The 15,251-nt window shown below is 65.8% G+C and carries 16 protein-coding genes; 14 read left to right on the top strand and 2 right to left on the bottom strand.

Going from position 1 to position 15,251, the window contains the following annotated elements:
• Positions 1-59: 59 nt before the first annotated feature.
• The 4 genes from AC5P9N_RS02650 (at position 60) to AC5P9N_RS02665 (ending at position 2,883) form a co-directional block, all read left to right on the top strand.
• The gene (locus AC5P9N_RS02650) at positions 60-1,100 is read left to right on the top strand and encodes a twin-arginine translocation signal domain-containing protein (protein ID WP_049460017.1); all 1,041 of its coding nucleotides are present in this window, start codon (positions 60-62) and stop codon (positions 1,098-1,100) included.
• The gene (locus AC5P9N_RS02655; RefSeq protein ID WP_049460018.1) at positions 1,097-1,978 is read left to right on the top strand and encodes a TolB family protein; all 882 of its coding nucleotides are present in this window, start codon (positions 1,097-1,099) and stop codon (positions 1,976-1,978) included. Before AC5P9N_RS02650 ends, AC5P9N_RS02655 begins: the two co-directional genes overlap by 4 nt.
• 67 nt (positions 1,979-2,045) lie before the next feature.
• A complete protein-coding gene (locus AC5P9N_RS02660) occupies positions 2,046-2,582 on the top strand; it encodes a GFA family protein (protein ID WP_049395973.1) in 537 nt (178 codons plus the stop codon).
• The gene (locus AC5P9N_RS02665; RefSeq protein WP_005413537.1) at positions 2,575-2,883 is read left to right on the top strand and encodes a DUF6958 family protein; all 309 of its coding nucleotides are present in this window, start codon (positions 2,575-2,577) and stop codon (positions 2,881-2,883) included. Before AC5P9N_RS02660 ends, AC5P9N_RS02665 begins: the two co-directional genes overlap by 8 nt.
• Here the strand turns inward: AC5P9N_RS02665 and AC5P9N_RS02670 are convergent, their stop codons facing one another.
• A complete protein-coding gene (locus AC5P9N_RS02670; RefSeq protein WP_049460019.1) occupies positions 2,884-4,239 on the bottom strand; it encodes a sigma-54 dependent transcriptional regulator in 1,356 nt (451 codons plus the stop codon).
• A 396-nt stretch (positions 4,240-4,635) separates the two neighbouring features.
• Between AC5P9N_RS02670 and AC5P9N_RS02675 the strand changes: the two genes are divergently transcribed.
• From AC5P9N_RS02675 to AC5P9N_RS02700, 6 genes are all read left to right on the top strand, one after another.
• Positions 4,636-5,166 (top strand): FapA family amyloid fibril periplasmic chaperone, encoded by a 531-nt coding sequence (locus AC5P9N_RS02675; protein WP_049460020.1) that lies wholly within the window; start codon positions 4,636-4,638, stop codon positions 5,164-5,166.
• Positions 5,163-5,780, top strand: a complete 618-nt coding sequence (locus AC5P9N_RS02680) for a FapB/FapC family functional amyloid domain-containing protein (RefSeq protein WP_049460021.1) — start codon at positions 5,163-5,165, stop codon at positions 5,778-5,780. Before AC5P9N_RS02675 ends, AC5P9N_RS02680 begins: the two co-directional genes overlap by 4 nt.
• 43 nt (positions 5,781-5,823) lie before the next feature.
• Positions 5,824-7,140: a FapB/FapC family functional amyloid domain-containing protein gene (locus AC5P9N_RS02685; RefSeq protein WP_049460022.1), complete on the top strand. Its 1,317-nt coding sequence runs from the start codon at positions 5,824-5,826 to the stop codon at positions 7,138-7,140.
• Positions 7,141-7,239: 99 nt separating this feature from the next.
• Positions 7,240-7,944, top strand: coding sequence for a C39 family peptidase (locus AC5P9N_RS02690; RefSeq protein ID WP_012480358.1), 705 nt, complete (start codon positions 7,240-7,242; stop codon positions 7,942-7,944).
• A gap of 12 nt (positions 7,945-7,956) precedes the next feature.
• The gene (locus AC5P9N_RS02695) at positions 7,957-8,706 is read left to right on the top strand and encodes a hypothetical protein (protein ID WP_099484678.1); all 750 of its coding nucleotides are present in this window, start codon (positions 7,957-7,959) and stop codon (positions 8,704-8,706) included.
• Positions 8,707-8,752: 46 nt separating this feature from the next.
• Positions 8,753-10,045, top strand: a complete 1,293-nt coding sequence (locus AC5P9N_RS02700) for a transporter (protein ID WP_043033388.1) — start codon at positions 8,753-8,755, stop codon at positions 10,043-10,045.
• A 16-nt stretch (positions 10,046-10,061) separates the two neighbouring features.
• Here AC5P9N_RS02700 and AC5P9N_RS02705 read toward each other — a convergent pair whose 3' ends face one another.
• Positions 10,062-11,474: a ComEC/Rec2 family competence protein gene (locus AC5P9N_RS02705; protein ID WP_143569554.1), complete on the bottom strand. Its 1,413-nt coding sequence runs from the start codon at positions 11,472-11,474 to the stop codon at positions 10,062-10,064.
• A gap of 222 nt (positions 11,475-11,696) precedes the next feature.
• Here AC5P9N_RS02705 and AC5P9N_RS02710 point away from each other — a divergent pair, with 222 nt between their 5' ends.
• The 4 genes from AC5P9N_RS02710 (at position 11,697) to AC5P9N_RS02725 (ending at position 15,238) form a co-directional block, all read left to right on the top strand.
• Positions 11,697-12,836 carry an SPFH domain-containing protein gene (locus tag AC5P9N_RS02710; RefSeq protein WP_005409782.1) on the top strand — a complete coding sequence of 380 codons (1,140 nt, stop codon included), beginning with the start codon at positions 11,697-11,699 and terminating at the stop codon, positions 12,834-12,836.
• A gap of 20 nt (positions 12,837-12,856) precedes the next feature.
• Positions 12,857-14,209: a hypothetical protein gene (locus AC5P9N_RS02715; RefSeq protein WP_099484647.1), complete on the top strand. Its 1,353-nt coding sequence runs from the start codon at positions 12,857-12,859 to the stop codon at positions 14,207-14,209.
• The gene (locus tag AC5P9N_RS02720; protein ID WP_005409784.1) at positions 14,206-14,463 is read left to right on the top strand and encodes a hypothetical protein; all 258 of its coding nucleotides are present in this window, start codon (positions 14,206-14,208) and stop codon (positions 14,461-14,463) included. The genes AC5P9N_RS02715 and AC5P9N_RS02720 overlap by 4 nt, the downstream gene beginning before the upstream one ends.
• Before the next feature lie 190 nt (positions 14,464-14,653).
• A complete protein-coding gene (locus AC5P9N_RS02725) occupies positions 14,654-15,238 on the top strand; it encodes an AprI/Inh family metalloprotease inhibitor (RefSeq protein WP_043033385.1) in 585 nt (194 codons plus the stop codon).
• Positions 15,239-15,251 lie beyond the last annotated feature (13 nt).

The raw sequence follows: 15,251 nt of genomic DNA on the forward strand, positions 1-15,251 counted from the left end.
GTGGTCAATCCCCCTGGTACGCGCAACGATGGAGGCACCTTCGACAGGGGATCACGCACATGGATCGACGGCAGTTCCTGGCCACCCTGGCCGCCGCGGCGGCATCTACGGCGCTGCCCCCCGGGTGGGCCCTGCCCAGCCACGGCGAAGACTGGAAATGGTTGCAGGGCAACTGGCAGGTCCGGCACCGACGCCTGAAGGACCGCCTGGTCGGCGATACCCGTTGGGAGTCCTTCACCGGTTCCAGCGCGGTCTGGCTCACCCTGGGCGGACTCGGCACCATCGATGACAACGTCATGGCGCTGCCTTCGGGCCCCTACAGGGGCCTGGGCGTGCGTGCATTCGATCCGGTGTCTTCCACGTGGTCGATCTGGTGGATCGATGGCCGCAACCCTGCCCATATCGAAGCCCCTGTGCGCGGCGCTTTCAAGGGCGATGCCGGCAGCTTCCGCGGCACCGACCGGATCGACGGGCGCCCCATCGAGGTCTGGTTCCGTTGGCACGACATCCACGGCGAGGAGCCGTGGTGGGAACAGGCGTTCTCCGACGATGCCGGTGCGCACTGGGAAGTGAACTGGCGCAACTGGTTCCGCCGCACTGCTGCGGTCCCCTCTCCGCTTCCGAAGCTGCCGGATGCACCGGGCGATTTTGATTTCCTGGTGGGCCATTGGAACGTGCGCCATCGTCGCCTGCGCGCTCGGCTGGCAGGCAGCGATGCATGGGACGCGTTCAACGGCACCCTGCACAACTGGCCGGTCCTGGGAGGATTCGGCAACGTGGGTGACAACCTGATGGACATGCCTGGAGCGCCGCTGCGCGGCATGGGCATCCGCGCCTGGAATGCGGCGGAGCGGCACTGGCTGAGCTGGTGGCTGGATGGCCGGGAGCCGACCCGGATCGGCGCGCCACTGCGCGGTGGTTTCCAGGCTGGTGTCGGCCGCTTTTTCGGCGAAGACCAGCACGACGGTCGAACAATCCGGACACGGGTGATCTGGTCACGCATCACCCCGCGTTCGGCGCGCTGGGAACAGGCGGCCTCGACCGATGGTGGACACAGTTGGGAAACCAACTGGGTCAGCGACTTCGAGCGACAGGCATGAAGGTGCTGCTGGCCGTGATGCTGCTGGTTGCTGCGTCGCCTCCCGCGTCTCCATCCAGGGTGCTGCGGATCGTCGGCCCCGCCGAGCGCTTCGCCCCGGGCGTTGCATCCACGCAATACGACGAGATTCGACTGACCTTGAGCCCGGATGGTAGAACCGCACTGTGGTTCAGCCGCAACCGGCCCGGCGGTCCAGGCGGGTATGACATCTGGGTCTCCCGCAACGATGGTCAGCGCTGGCGGCCGGCGATGCCGGTGCCGTTCAACTCGCCGGGGCGCGACTTCGATCCCGCCTTTTCCGCCGATGGCCGCGTGGTGTATTTCTGTTCGGATCGCGCAGGCGGCCAGGGCGGCGACGATCTGTACCGGGTCAGCATGGGGAGCGACGGTCGATTCGGGGAGCCGGTCAATCTTGGCCCGGCAGTGAACAGCGCGGCCGATGAATTCGCGCCGATGCTCTCGCCCGACGCAGCCACGCTGCTGTTCTCCAGCGATCGCGCAGGCGGTGCGGGTGGCCATGACCTCTACGTCGCAGCGATGGTCCGTGGCATGGCGCAGCCGGCACGGCCGCTGCCGGGAGACCTCAATACCGCAGCGCAGGAGTTCGATGCCACCTTCCTGGGCGACGGCCGGACGCTGGTGTTTGCCCGCGCCCTGGACTTCGGCAGTGCACCGGTACGCCAGTTCATCGCCTACGCGCGTGGAGACCGTTATGACGCGGGCCTTGCATTGCCCTCCCCCTTGAACGAGGCCTCCGGCGACAGCTACGGCGCGATGCTGGATGGCTCGCAACCCGACACCTTGACCTATTCGGCGCGGCGCGCGGACGGTGCAGGGTTGGACCTGTATCGCATCCGCTATCGGATGATGCACCCTTGAAGGTAGATGTTGTCGATTTTCGGCGCCCCGGTTCGTCGAGAGGATGAAACCCCAGGAGAAAACGCAGATGGCCTCACACCAGTCCCTTGCCTGCGCCTGCGGCCAGGTGCGCCTGACCGCCACGGGCCAACCCATTGCCACCCTCGAATGCTGCTGCGACAGCTGCCGCAAGGCCGGCGCCATGCTGCAGTCGATGCCCCGAGCACCGGACGTCCTGGGCCCGCACGGCCAGACGCTCTTCGTAATGCACCGCAAGGATCGCGTCAGCATCGATGCCGGACATGCCATGCTGCGCGCGTTGCGGTTGTCCAGCAAGGGCGGCAGCCGCCGCGTCGTGGCGGGATGCTGCAATACACCGCTCTTCCTGGAGTTCAGCGGTGGCCATTGGCTGAGCCTGTATGGCCTGTTGTGGCCGGCGTCGGCAAGACCCGCCGTGGAGATGCGGACGATGGTCAGTGATCTTCCTGACCCGTCTGTCCTTCCAGACGATGTGCCGAACCTGAAGACCCACTCGCTGCGGTTCTACGCCCGCCTGATGAAGGCGTGGATCGCCATGGGCTTCCGCAGCCCGCGCATCGAAGTCGCGGGAGATACCCATGTCTGAGCCCGAGCGGATCGAGATCGAGAGCATCACCACGCCCGGGCACATCCAGCGCGTGGATCGCGCCAAGTATCTCGCCATGCGCCATGCCTTGCTGCGGGCCCTGCCTGCGCAACCGCCCGGCCTGACCGTTGCGCAGGCAAAACAGGCACTGCTGCCACATCTGCCCGCCACCCTGTTCCCGGCAGGTGCCACCGCCGGCTGGTGGTTGAAGGCCGTGCAGCTGGACCTGGAAGCCAAGGGCGTGATCGAGCGCGTCGCGGGCAAGCCGTTGCGCCTGTTCAAGCACCTCGCGGCCGGCTGATCAGCGCTGCGCAGGCAGCTCCAGCCGGTGCTTGCGGCACAGGCGATACACCGTCACGCGCGATATCTGCATCTGCCGCGCACACTCGGAGACGTTGTAGCCGGTCTGGCGCAGGGTCTGCAGCAGCACATCCCGCTCGGCCTGCCCCCGTGCATCGTGCAGCATCGCCGCTGGCGGGACCGCCGCCGATGCGCCCAGCTCCAGGTCACGCTCACTGATCAGCTCGCCTTCGGCCATGATCGCTGCACGCTGCACACGGTTGAGAAGTTCGCGTACGTTGCCGGGCCAGTCGAAGCGCCGCATGGCCTGCACTGCGGCCGGTGCAAAGCCGCGTGCACGCACGCCGTGGCGCAGCCGGAAGCAGCGCAGGAAGTGCTCGGCCAGCAGCTGCACGTCGGCGCCGCGCTCACGCAGCGGTGGCATCAGCAGGCGCAGCACATTCAGACGGTAGTAGAGATCGCTGCGGAACCGCCCCTGCGCCACCGCGTGTTCCAGTTCGACGTGGGTCGCGGCAAGTACACGTACGTCTGCGCGCAGCGGCTGGCTGCTGCCCACGCGCTCGAAGGTTCCCTCCTGCAGCACGCGCAGCAGACTGGTCTGTGCCTCTGCCGGCAGATCGCCCACCTCATCAAGAAACACCGTTCCGCCATGGGCCGATTCGAACACGCCGATCTGCCGCTTGTCGGCACCGGTGAACGAGCCACGTTCGTGACCGAACAGCTCCGACTGCACCAGATTGGCCGGAATCGCACCGCAGTTCACTGCAATGAAAGGCCTGCCGGCACGCCCCGACAGCGCATGCAGCGCGTGTGCGGCCAGTTCCTTGCCTGTACCGGTTTCACCGGTGACCAGCACCGGCAGCTCCACCGGCGCAAACTTGTGCAGCACCGTGCGCACCGCATGCAACGCGGCGCTTTCGCCAATCAGCGCGTGCGGTCCGTGCCCACCGCAGGTTGCGTCGACAGGCGGATCATCCGCGTCGAACTGCTGGCGCATTGCGCACACCAGGTCCTGCAGGCCGAACGGCAGCGTGAAGCGCGCGCAGCATCGCTGCAGCAACGGCAGCCAAGCCGGTGATGTGGGTCCGGCACCCGGTGGCAGTACCGCCAGCCAGGGTAGATGCTGGTGCTGCTCGATCCACGGCGCCAGCAGCTGCAGCGCGACCGCATCGAGATGGCGCAGATCGAGCACGGCGAGCAATCGATCGCGCCCACGCAGGCCAATCGCCATGGCGGGATCGGGATGGATGCTGCGCACATACCAGCCCGCTGCCGCCAGCGCACTGCGCTCGTTCGCCAACGGCTCGCCAAACCAGAGCACGCAACGTGACGTAGAAGCCTCCGGGACCGCTGCCATGCTTCCCCCAGCATCCGGACACCGTCGGCGGACTGTCAGGCAATCACCGGCGTGCCGCCCCCCGCCGGGACCTCTACGGCCACCGGGATGGCCTTTGTTGGGCGGATCCTAGCGCTTCCCTAAACGGCGGCGCAATGAGCAGTGCGTCAAGAAATTCCTGGCTGAAGCGGCACCGTAGCAGACGGCGACGCCACCTGTAACACCGATGCGACAGTCGCCCGCAGCCCTTGCCCTGCGGCGCCTGGGGCTTCGAAATCCCGACAATTCCGCGACGTGCCTGTAACAGCATGGCAGCAGCCCGGTCAGGTGCTGCGCGGTCACCCTGTTGGCGCGTGGGCACTTCGAAGTTGGCACGGTTGATGCGTGGTTCGGCCGCACCCATCGCGGGAGATCGGCATGGACGGCACCACCCTGATTCGCGGCCTGGCCGCAGCGCTGGCAACAGCCCTGCTGTCGGTTGGCGCCGACGCGTCCGCGTCGGGCGCCCGCCAGGGCGTGAAGGCACAACCGGGCGAAATCGTCCTGTTGCGGGACGTCTCCGCGCGGCCGGCCTATCGCATGGCACCACCGGGCATGGCGCTGATTGCCGACCCGAAGCCGCAGCGCGAGATCGCCACCGCATTGGGTGCCGGCGGCACGACGACCGGCATGGATGAGTTGAGCGATGAGGACTATGCCGGCATGGGGGCCGGGCAGGCAGCGTCCATCGCGGCGCCGGGTGGAACCACCGTTGAACGGGTCACCCAGCAGGCCCTGGGCGGCACGCTTGGCCGCAGTGGCGACGGCATGGTCGGCAGCAACCTGGGGGGCGCCATGAGTGGTCCGCTCGGTGCGGTCGGCAGCAGCACCCGCGGTATCGCCGACACCGTGCGCGGCGCACTGGCCCAGTTCCCCCTGCAGGGCACGGCCCCGGCAGGTGGAAAATGAAGACCCTGCACGGCTTGCTTCTGCTGCTCGCTGCCGCGCCCTGGGCAACCCGGGCCGATGACTACAGCGGCATGCTCGCCTATCTCGACGTGGCCCGGATCGACGGCCACGCACTGGCCGGGGCCAATGGCGCCATCGCCGTGAACCAGGCCGCCGGCGACCTCAATGTGCAGGCCAACCTGCGGGGTATCGCCAAGGGCGATCGCGCCGACGTGGCGATCAATGCGCGGCAACTGCAGCAGGGCAACCGCGTGCTGTCCGCGCCGCTGCAGGCCACTGCATTCATTGGCGGTGACGCACTGGCCGGTGCCAGTGGCATCGCATCCATCAACCAGGCCAGCGGCATCGCCAACACGACGCTCAACGTCGTCAGCGCAACGCTGGCCCGACAGGGCATACGCGAAACCGACGATACGGCCTTGGCCGCCGAGGGTTCCGCGTTGGCAGGGGGGCGGGACGACACCGGTCGCGGCGTCGCGACGGGCACCCGCAGCGCCGGTGTAGCCAGCACCGCACTGCGGGGATTCGACGGGGTCCTGCAACTCAATCAGATCGCGGGCAACGGCAACGATACGGCCAACGTACTGGGCCTGGTCGTGCAGGACCGCCCGTGACAACCACCCAACCGATGCACCACCTGATGAGAGAGAGGGCACCATGAAAGCGACCGTCAAACAGACCATGCTCGCCATGGCGATTGCCACTGCCTCGACCGCCGCTGCGGCCAATGGCTGGGACAACCAGAACGCCAACGCGAACATCAACCACAACCACACCGTCAGCGAAACCCGCAACGACACCCACAACCACACTGACAACGACGTGCGCAACCGCACCGTCAACGTCAATGTGCAGAAGCACAGCAACATCCAGGCCGACGAACGCAAGGAGAAGAACAACCACGGCGTCGACGTGAACCTGGAGAAGGACCTGCGGCTGAGCACCGACATCAATTTCTCCGGCGACCCGAACATCACCGGCGACATCGACCTCGACTCGGCGGCCATTGCCGTGATCGACAACCGCCAGTCGATCAGCAACAACGCCACCAGCAACAGCCTGGTCACCAACAGTGCCTCCATCGGTGACAGCGTGGGTGCCGGCGCATCGGGCAATCTCGGCTTCAACGTGGTCTCCGGCGACAACAATGCCCAGGACAATGCCGCGTCGCTGTCCGCTGCCGATGCGTCCTTCAGCTTCGGCATGGCTGACGCCGAGGTGTTCGTCAACCAGGCCGGCTTCGGCAACGCGACCATGAACTCCGGCGTCACCAACGCCGCAGGTCTTGGCGGCAACGCTTTCGGCGGCGCGTCCGGCAACATCGGCGTGAACATCGCCTCGGGCAACAACAACGAGCAGAAGAACGCGCTCGCGGCCTCGGTCGCGACCACGGCGGTGGCCCAGTCGAGCATCAGCTCCAACCAGGTCTCCACCGGCAACACGGTCAGCAACGCCGGCTTCGTGCAGTCCTACACCGATGCCGTGCAGGTCGGCATGCATGGCGGCGTCAGCGGTCTGACCCTGGCCTATGGCGCGGGCACCTACCGCGGTACCGGCAATGCCTACCAGATGGCCAACTACTACCTGGATACGTGGAGTGGCGAGCTGCCACACCCGGGTGGCAACAGCACCGGCCACATCGACCTGGACAACCAGATCCAGAACGCCACGATGAACCCCAACCGGCCGGGGGTGGGCGGCCTGGGCTTCGATACGCGTGAGAGTGGCACCAGCCAGTTCGTCGAACTGGGCGTGGCCGACCTGTATGCCAGCCTCAGCGGCACGGTCAGCACCACGCGCTGGGTGAACGTCAACGCCACCAACACCTCGGCATTGTCCGGCAGCGCCTTCTCCGGCGCCTCCGGCAACATCGGCGTGAACGTGGCTTCCGGCACCGGCAACCTGCAGGCCAACAGCCTGGCCCTGGCAGTCGCCCAGCCCAGCACCGGCGGCGGTGGTGGCAGCGGCGAGTAAGCGCAACACCCCGGCCGTCCGCCAATGGCCGGGTTCCCGGGAGCCCCTGTCCCTCCTCCCCCTTGGGGCAGGGGCTCCCCCCTGCTGCCGGAGACTGTGATGATCCGTTGCCGTCTTTCGATGTGCCTGCTGGCCTGCCTGTTGCTGCTGGCCACTGTTCCTGCGTGGGCGGGCGACGTGCGCTTCAGTGGCGTACTGCCCAATGGAGCGCTGCTGCAGCAGAAGGTGGAGAGCATGCAGGAGCGGCGCTACCGCAACGTGGTACGCCAGCACACCGACTACAGCTGCGGGGCTGCGGCGCTGGCGACCATCCTTCGCCACGCCTACCACCTGCAGACCGACGAGGCGACGGTGATTGAAGGGATGATGGGGGTTTCCGATCCAGCGCTGGTAGCCGAACGCGGCTTCTCCCTGCTCGACATCAAGCGCTACGTGGAGTCGCTGGGCATGCGTGGCCGGGGCTACCGCATCGACGAAACACGACTGCGCACCCTTCGCGTGCCGGGACTGGTGCTGATGGACGTGCGCGGTTTCCGCCATTTCGTGGTGCTCAAGCAGGTGCGCAACGGCATCGTGGAAGTGGCTGACCCGATCCTCGGCAACCGCAGCCTGGCGCTGCCGGAGTTCCTGGCCGCCTGGCCATCGCGCGCGGTCTTCGTGGTGATCGGCAGCGACTTCGATCGCAACACCGCTCTTCTGCAACCCAGCGAACGGCCCAGTGCCCGCGCGCTCTTCGCGCGGCAAGGGCCGATCACCGATGCCGAACTGGTCGACTTCGGCTTCAGCCACGCCGACCTGTTCTGAGGAGGTATGACCATGTTCCGCCAACACGTATGGATGGCTCTGCTGCTGATGGCCCCTGCCCTGCCCCTGCAGGCCGCCGACGGCAGGACCGGGCGTGGCCTCACGGAAATCCCCGATCCGGAGCTGAGCCTGATGCGGGGGCGCTACACCGTGGGCGGCAACAACGTCGCCTGGTTCGGGGTCACCATGGTGTCGCAGTGGCAGGCCAGCAACGGCACGACCCTGCAGGGCGGCCTGACCCTGGGCATGGACTTCCGTGGCGGTGGCGCGCCGAAACTCAGCTTCCAGCCCAGCGTGCATGTCACGGCAGCCGATGCGCCGCTGCCCGATACCCACGGACGCAGCATTGACAGCAGCGGCCTGGCCAATGCCAGCGGCCTGGTGCAGAGCGTGCAGGTGGCCGGCGATGGCAATGTCGCGCGCAACGTCACCACGCTGACGGTTCGCGAGGGTGACGTGCCGGCGGCTCTTTCTGATGGCGCAGGCAATGTCAGTGCGCAGCAGGGCGGCGCCAGCGCGACGGCGGTGCTGGAAGGCAACCAGGCACGCCTGCTGCTGCAGGTGGATGGCCAGGGGCTGGTGCAGCAGTGGATCCGCAATGGCAGCGTCGGCCAGGGCATCGCCCTCGCCGGTGACGGCCAGATCGCCAGCAACCAGTTGCAGCTGGAGCTGGTGCGCAACGCCGTGGGCGGCAACCTGCCATTGAGCCAGAACGTGGCCCAGGCGATTGCGTTGAACCGCGGCATGGGGCCGGGCCAGTAGCACGGCGCGGCATTGGGGGAGACGCTCCACAACGCAGGACACGAACATGCACACCCTGATGAGGATCACCCCGATGGCGCTGGCGGCGCTGGCGGGCACCGCCCTTGCCGCACCGACGACGCCGGACGATGGCGCCGACGTGCAGGCCCTGGCCAACCAGCTGGAACAGCTGAAGGCCAACTACGCACAGGAAGTGCGGCGGTTGCGCGAACTGGACATGCAGGTGCAGGCCATGCAGGCGCGCCTGGGCGGGCGGGTTGGCCCAGCCTCGACCCCACCGGCCGCGCCATTGGCGCAGGCAGCGGCCGCCGCGGCTCCACCGAGCAGCGAGGGTTACGCCAGTTCCGCCGCAGAAGCACAACAGGCCAGGCAGGAGTCGCGCCGCAGCGTGGACGACGTGAAACAGCAGCAATCGGCCCTGTTCTCGCGTCGTTTCACCATCGAGAACAGCCTCACCTACGCACGCTACGACCGCAAGCAGCTCACCCTCAACGGCTTCCTCGCGTTGGACGCCATCTTCCTCGGCAATATCGCCATCGAGAACGTGGAGTCCGACTCGCTGACCTACAACGTGGCGGCCCGCTGGGGCGTCAGCCCGAACCTGACGCTCAACCTGGATGTGCCCTACCTGGCGCGGCGCACCGTGTACCAGAAAGGCGGCGCCGGCGGTGCAGCAGCTGCCATCGCGCAGGAGCAGACCAACGGCAACGGCCTGGGCGACATTGGCCTGAGCGCGAACTACCGGCTGTTCGGCGAACGCGGCTGGCGCCCGGAGACCGTGCTCACGGCCGGCGTCACCGCCCCCACCGGACGCGCACCCTACGGTCTGGACTGGAAGGTGATCGAGCGCGATGACGATGACTACATCCGCTTCGCCGTGCCGCGCGAGCAGCCCACGGGCAACGGCGTATGGCAGGCCAACCTCGGCCTGTCGATGGTGAAGACCGCCGACCCGGCCATCCTGTTCGCCAACATCGGCTATGTGCACTCCATCCCGCGCGGATTCAACGACATCGACAGCAATCCGGACACGGTCAATCCGGGCGACGTGAAGCTGGGTGGCTCGGTGTACTTCGGCGCAGGCGTGGCCTTTGCGTTCAACGAGCGGACCAGCCTGAGCCTGTCCTTCAGTGACCGCATCAGCGCCCGCGCCTCCACCCGCTTCCAGGGCGGCAAGTGGATGAAGGTGATCGGCAGTGATGCCAATGCGGCATCCCTGAACCTGGGCGTGACCTATGCGTTGAACCAGCACACCACGCTGGTGACGCTGCTGGGCATCGGGCTGACCCCGGATGCGCCGGACTTCACGCTGGCGTTCAAGATTCCGTACATGTTGTAAGGGCGCACTTGAAGTGTCACGGACCTGTGGGCAGGCATATCTGCGCATGTTCCACGTGGGTACAGCCGCATCGAGGTGGAGCTGCGAGCAAAGGTATGTACTTATGCCCGTGCTGCTTCTGGCATCTGCTGCAATAGGAGCGCCAATTGGTCTGTGTCACGATCCAGCCAGCCAATTGAGCTTCTGACGATGATTGGGAGGATGGATTGCCGGGATACGCACCATTGAATGTTGAAAATACCATTCGACCTGGGCCGACCCCTGCTGGCGTGCTGTTCGCAGTAACCTCACCGCCGTGGTGAGGAGCTACCATTCCGGTGAGATCCTGCTTGGCAGATGACGGAATGGATGGATAGTCAGCGTCACCGGTCAGCAGAACGCGCGCATGATCGGATTCCACTCTTAGCGCCAGGGAAGTGTTGTTCTTCAGATATGCAGGCGTGTTGGGCGTATTCGGGCCCGGATCGCATCGATGGATCACCACAGAGCCAACACTGATATCCGGCCAATTACTGTTCCAGATGTGAAGCGCGCTCGCCCCTCCAGCCAGTTTCCTGCTTTTGAGAGACAAAAGAAGGTGGAGGTGACTTGCACCCAGGGCCACCGTCGATGGCGGCAAGCGGACAACCCATGGCCTTTCCCGAGCCGTACGACGGTATACAGGATTCACTATCCAGGCACCCTTGCTCTTGTCCCAGCGAGCCACACCAGACTTGAATGCGAAGTGCCAATGATCCTGATCCAAATGAGACAGGACCACTGGCTCGTTGGATTTCCACGACTTGCTGAAGACCAGAGGATTGAAGTTATCCAATGCTGGAGAGCTGAAGCCTTTTATGTATATGGGCCGGCCAAAATCAAAGAAAAGACGAGGATGTTCGTATTGATCCACAAGGGCATTGAAGTTGGCCTGCCCGACGTCGTAGACCGCAACGCCATGCAGCGACACATCGACGCTACGAAGCGCTGCCTCGACCTGCGACGTCTCGGCAGCCTCACTCAGAAAGGAGCGCAGGTTATTGCTCGAGGTCGCCGCGCGTCCTGTCTCGTCCTTCTGCACGGACATGTAGAGTCTTTCAGGCCTACTTCCCTCACCAGAGCCATCACCAATTGGAAGTGTCCGCACAGAGATGGCGCCGGCGAAGTTGCGGTTGGAAAGAGTGATTAGGCACCAAGCGTCTTCGCCACGCGCATACTCTTCATCGCTCAGCTCGTAGTCTTCAACCTCACGCGCGTCGACGCTCAGCAGAAGAAAGTCGACGTTATCCGGCGCCTCGTCCATCGTGGCAAATGACTCGGCCGATGCGACGGGCATCGCATCAATCAGAACCGGAGCGTCAAGGTTCCAGCGCCCATTTTCCAGAATGTCAGTCGGCTCGAAGAGTGCGTAGTACTGTGCACTGCGTTCCTCGGATTTGTAGCGCGGCATGCTCTGCACCCTCCTTGGCCAGGCCCGACACAGCGTCGGCTGGGACGTCATTGCCCCTCCTCGGATTAGGCCCGGAGTCGGCGGCGGAATCAACGTCCGGACTATTACCGGGGCCCCGTGGCGCCCATTCACCTGCCGGCACCACAGCCGCCCCCGGCCACTGCTATATTCAGCCAAGCTCGGCAGGCATGGTGCCTGCCCTCGAATCACAGGGTGTTGGACATGGGTCTGGTACAGGCGGTGAAGGGTGCGGTTGGCGGTGTGCTGGCCGACCAGTGGAAGGACTTCTACACCGTGCCGGCGGGCCTGCCGTCCACGGCCGCCCTGTTCGCGGCGGTGCCGCAGGGCACCAATGCCGGCCGCGGCTCCAACACCAGCGGCTCGTCCAACATCATCACCAACGGCTCGAAAATCATCGTGCCCGAAGGTTACGGCCTGCTGCTGTTCCAGGACGGCGCGATCACCGCATTCGTCGCCGAACCGGGTGGCTACGAATGGCGTTCGGACGACCTGAACTCGCAGTCGATCTTCGCCGGCGACGGCCTGGTCAGCACCTTCATCAAGCAGAGCTGGGAACGCTTCAAGTTCGGCGGCCAGCCGGGCGCGCAGCAGGCGGCCTACTTCGTCTCGCTGAAGGAACTGCCGGACAACCGCTTCGGCACCCAGTCGGAAATCTACTGGGACGACGGTTTCCTCAATACCCAGGTCGGTGCGATCACCCGCGGCTCGTACACGCTGAAGATCGTCGACCCGATCCTGTTCGTGAAGAACTTCGTACCGGCCAGCTACCTGCGGCCGGGCCAGGTGTTCGACTTCACCGATCTGGACAACGCCGCTGCCAGCCAGCTGTTCAATGAAGTGGTCGGTTCGCTGGCTCCGGCCTTCAGCCTGTATACCAACGATCCGGGCAAGGGCAACCGCATCACCAAGCTGCAGCAGGACTCGCTGGGCTTCGCGCAGAGCCTGTCGGCCGCCGTCGAGCAGGGTTACCAGTGGAAGTCCGACCGCGGCCTGGCCATCGTCAAGACCGCCATCGTCTCGATCGAGTACGACGCCAACACCCGCGAACTGCTGAAGACCGTGCAGCGCGCCGATGCGCTGTCCGGTTCGCGCGGCAATTCCAACCTGCAGGCCAGCGTCGCCCAGGGCATCCAGTCGGCCGGCGAGAACGGCGGTGCGGCGGGCCTGGTCGGTGTCGGCATGGCCTCGGGCATGTTCGGTGTCGGCGGCATGCAGCAGCCGGCCACCCCGGCTGCCGACGATCCGGTCGCCAAGCTGAAGAAGGCCAAGGAAATGCTGGACCTGGGCTTGATCACCCAGAGCGATTACGACGCGCTCAAGGCCAAGGCACTGGGCCTGTAACAGCAGGACGCACAACCGACATGTCCGATCCCCGAAACGGCCCACCGCCGCTGCCCGGATCCGCGCCCGCGACGCCGCCGCCCCTGCCGGCGGCGTCGTTGGATGGGCCCGGTTCGCCGCAGGACGTCCCTCCCCTGCCCGGCAGCTTCCCGCTGGACACCTCGAAGCTGCCGCAGGCGATCCGCGATGAAGTGGAAGCGCCCGATCCCGTGGCCATCGATACCTCGGCCAGCGAGCTGAAGGACGGCCTCAACCGCTGCCCGAAGTGCGGCGCCACCGACATCCGGCCCAAGGCCGGCACCGACATCCTCGTCTGCCTGTACTGCCGTCACGAATGGCATGGCGCGCGGGTCGAGGAGGAATTCGGACTGGCCGAGGCCATCGACCAGCTGCGCGGCACCGTCATCGCGTCCGGCGCACGCGACATCGATGCCGACACCTCGGCGTTGATGACGTTCAAGTGCACCGGCTGCGGCGCCGAAGTCACGGTCAATACCGAAAGCACGATGACGGCGCGCTGCCACTGGTGCCGCCACGTGTTCGGCGTCAACGAACAGATCAGCAATGGCGCGGTGCCTGATGCGGTGCTGCCCTTCCATATCAAGAAGGACGACGCGGTCGCGCGCATCCGCCAGTTCGTCGACAAGCGCCGCATGTTCGCGCTGAAGGCCTTCAAGGACCAGTTCACCCCGGAAAACGTGGTGGGCGTGTTCCTGCCCTACATGATCGTCGACAGCAATGTAAGCGCGGCCGTGGCCGGCAAGGGCGAGATCAAGACGCGCGAGTACACGGTGGGCAGCGAGAAGAACAAGCGCACCCTCTACGACGCCGATGTCTACCAGGTGGAGCGCCAGGTCGATTTCACCGTTGATGACCTGCCGCTGGAATCCTCGGCCGAGCGCGGCAATCTGGACACCCGCGCCAACACCAACAACATCATCAACACCATCCTGCCGTTCGATACCAAGAACGCGGTGAAGTGGAACGCCTCGTACCTGGCCGGCTTTACTTCTGAGAAGCGTAACCTGGATGTGGAAAAGCTGCGGCCGCGGCTGGAAGACCAGCTGCTGTCGATTGCCCGCGCACAGGTGGAAGGTTCGGTGAAGCGCTACAACCGTGGCGTGCGCTGGGAGCAGGAACAGCTGGAGGTGCATGGCACCCGCTGGGTGTCGATGTACCTGCCGGTGTGGTTGTACTCGTACCACCAGCCCGGAAAGAACGGCGGCATGCTGCACTACATCGCGGTGAACGGCCGTACCGGCGAAACCATGGGCAGCGTGCCCGTGCAGCAATGGAAGATGCTGCTCGCGGCACTGGCCACCGGCACCGTCATTGAAGCCCTCGCAATTGCCTTCCTGGTGGCATCGACATGAGCGACGACAGTGGCCTCTGGCTGTTGGCGGCAGGTCCAGCCGGCGCAACCGCGCTGTACTGGGCGCTGTACCGCTATTACCGCAACACCGACAAATCACATTCCTTCGAGCACGAGACCGAAATCGAGGCGCAGCCCGTGACCGGTTCGGACCAGCAGGTGGGCCGGGTCACCGGCACCGAGGAAAAGCGCATCCGCGGTGACAACGTGTATGAGTACCGGAAACGGGTGGTGAGGGTGAAACCCGACCCGTAGCGCCAGGCCATGCCTGGCTGCTGGATGTGCCCGGCCGCTGGCCGGCATTCCTTCGGTTTCTGGGCGCCAAGTGGGAGCCGGCCAGCGGCCGGCACTACCCTTCGCTGGGCTGCCCCAGCGCACACCCTCACACCGTCTCCCACCCCACCGGTTCGATACTCGCGCGATCCCCCCTTCCGAGGATCCTGCGATGGCTGCCGTGCTCGCCCGTACCTTCCTGTCCGCGTTGTGCTGCCTGGCCCTGCCCGCCCTGGCCCAGGACGCCTCGTTCGGCTTCGGCGAACAGACCACCCACACCGACCAGACCACGCAATCCAGCAGCACCCAGACCCAGAGCAGTGGCGCGGTGACCACCCAGACCACCACCAGCGGCAGCTCGCAGTCCGAGTCACGCAGCGAAAGCAAGGAGATCGACGTGGGTTTCGGTTTCCACGACGACAACGACGACTGGGGCCACGACCGCCACCGTGGCGGCCGCGATGTGCGCGACAGCGATCTGTTCGGCAGCTGGACGCTGGGCCAGGAGAACGGCAACACCTGCTCCATCGAGCTGAAGAACATCGAGTGGTTCGGCGGCTACAGTGCCTACGTGCCCGCCGGCTGCCCGGATGGCTTCTTCTCGGCCAACCGTTGGGTACTGTCGGGCAATCAGCTGCTGCTCACCGACACCAGCAACACCGTGTTCGGGCGCTTCCGCGCGTCAGGCGGTGGGCGCTGGACGGGCTACCGTGAATCGGATGGGGCGCGTTTGTACCTCAATCCCAAGGGGCGCTGATCGCACCGTGCAC

This window comes from Stenotrophomonas sp. YJH_SMC_6 (genome assembly GCF_059371335.1).